This window comes from Microbulbifer okhotskensis (assembly GCF_023895975.1).
Lineage (GTDB): Bacteria > Pseudomonadota > Gammaproteobacteria > Pseudomonadales > Cellvibrionaceae > Microbulbifer > Microbulbifer okhotskensis.
In genome coordinates this window covers 1-1,896 of the sequence record NZ_JALBWM010000259.1, presented here as the reverse complement: position 1 = coordinate 1,896, position 1,896 = coordinate 1, and the positions used below count along the sequence as shown (strand labels likewise).

The following is a 1,896-nucleotide window of genomic DNA, read 5'->3' as shown; positions in this document are numbered from 1 at the left end:
CATGATGGGTGGTGTGGGGGCCGGTAGCTAGAAACTACCGGCTACCCGATTTATGCTTTTACTCGACGTATGTGTAATATTTGCTAGCACTTCTGCTATTTCTTTTTTGAGCTTAATCTTTTCAAGCCATCCTGAATCTTTTGAGCGCTCCAAGACTTCTTTGTAATATTGATGGCCTGGGCCTTTCGTCTCAAGATAGCACGTCCATTGATAACACTTAGTCATAATTTGGCCATATTCGTACCAAATTAGCTCTTCCTTCAGCTCGTTCTTTGATAGATTTATTGAGACGAGATTAAATATTTCAATTATATTGTGAATATCTCCGTTGCCACTGCCGCCCTCTGAAAAGAAGTTATCCAAGTGCTCTTTTCTTCCATCTGGATAATGGAACTCCAGTTCTGACACGCCGAGTGGATTATTAGCATGAAAAGCTTCGATAAAGGTTTCAATCTGATCATTACCAATATGCTTTCTCATGAAATCTAAAATCTTAAAGGTATTCTCAATTTTCCTTTGTTGAAGGTTGAAGCTAAAGGTTCTCATGGCCATGAGGAAGCCAATCACACCTAAGGTGATTACAATTAGATCCTTGTTGTCAGTGATAAAACTCACTTACTCTCCTTTGTGGACATAATAGTGTATTCAAATGCAGCCGCATTATATCACCAGTCAATATATCTCAAGAGGAGAAAACCCCTCTCGCCAGAAAAAAATATACAAACCAATATGTTAGCCTGCGCCGGTGGAAAATTACTCTAGCGGACATATTGCGGCTGCTCTTGATATTTGAGATTGAAACCGGAAGAAAACAACAAAGTATATATAAAATCAGCAAAGTGAAGCCGCTAGGGATGATCTATTGTTTCTGGGTTCCAAAGTGAAAGGCAGTGAAGAGTACCAGTCTTAACAACCATTTTTATACACAACCGAAATTTTCGAAGTGTGAGCAACCCAAAATATAGGCACAAGAATAATCTTATTGGATTTTATTTAGTTTGTTTTAGTGTCAAAGCTGCGTAAAATCGGTGGATATTTATCGATATTTGGGTCGTCATTGAACAGCCTTCTAAAGGCCAATGAGCAAAGCGGTCCAAGAGATTCAAGAATTCTCTAAAAACCATTCCCTCAAAGGAGAACGGTAGCGTGACGTAAAAGTAAGTAAAAGGCGCTGACCCAAGGTGGTGGAACACCTAGGGCCAGCTAACCAAATTGATAACCGAACTATCAAAATGGCTATATGGATCATACGCTAGAAACCCGCTCGTCTTCAATAAAGTGGAGTCCATTCAGCAGTTTGGGGCATGTCCCCTGGCTCTGGAAGCGTTGCGTCTGCCTTTTCTACCTCTATGCCTACCGTTCTCGCGCTCCACCTGATACTTCTTTAACAGTTACTTTCAAGTCCTTCCATTAAGGGAGGTCTACGCATGGTTTGAGTATTCATAGGAAGCAATTATGTTGATCTTAAAGCGCCGGACGGGTGAAAACTTACGGATTGGAGCGAACGTCTCAATTACGGTATTGGAAGTTAAGGGTAATCAGGTAAAGATAGGCATACGTGCCCCAAAATCTCTACCGGTTCACCGTGAGGAAATCTATAGACGTGTGCAAAAGGAGAGGGTGCTGGGGGGTGGAGTTGGTTGAGATTGCGGAGCACGCGAAGCAGCGGCGCGCGTTGGCGCGTCCAGTCCACTGGGCGATAGGGTTAATGCTGTGCGCAGTTGCGATGCGGGCTATTGTGCCGCACCTTGTTATAAGAGCTGTGAGCAAAACTCAAATTCTTCAATGTTCGGCCTTTCAGCTAATACTGCCTTTACCAAATTGTATTGTAACTTCCATTCATCAACACTTCGGACAGTTTCATGCAGCTATAGCCCCATAGTCACTGTACCGCTC

Annotated in this window: 2 protein-coding genes; one reads left to right on the top strand and one right to left on the bottom strand. The window is 42.7% G+C overall.

Annotation, left to right across the window (positions count from 1 at the left end):
- Nucleotides 1–27 precede the first annotated feature (27 nt).
- Nucleotides 28–615, bottom strand: coding sequence for a hypothetical protein (locus tag MO867_RS21840; RefSeq protein WP_252473079.1), 588 nt, complete (start codon nucleotides 613–615; stop codon nucleotides 28–30).
- 840 nt (nucleotides 616–1,455) lie between these two features.
- Here MO867_RS21840 and csrA point away from each other — a divergent pair.
- Nucleotides 1,456–1,644, top strand: a complete 189-nt coding sequence (gene csrA / locus MO867_RS21835) for a carbon storage regulator CsrA (protein ID WP_252473078.1) — start codon at nucleotides 1,456–1,458, stop codon at nucleotides 1,642–1,644.
- Nucleotides 1,645–1,896: the final 252 nt, after the last annotated feature.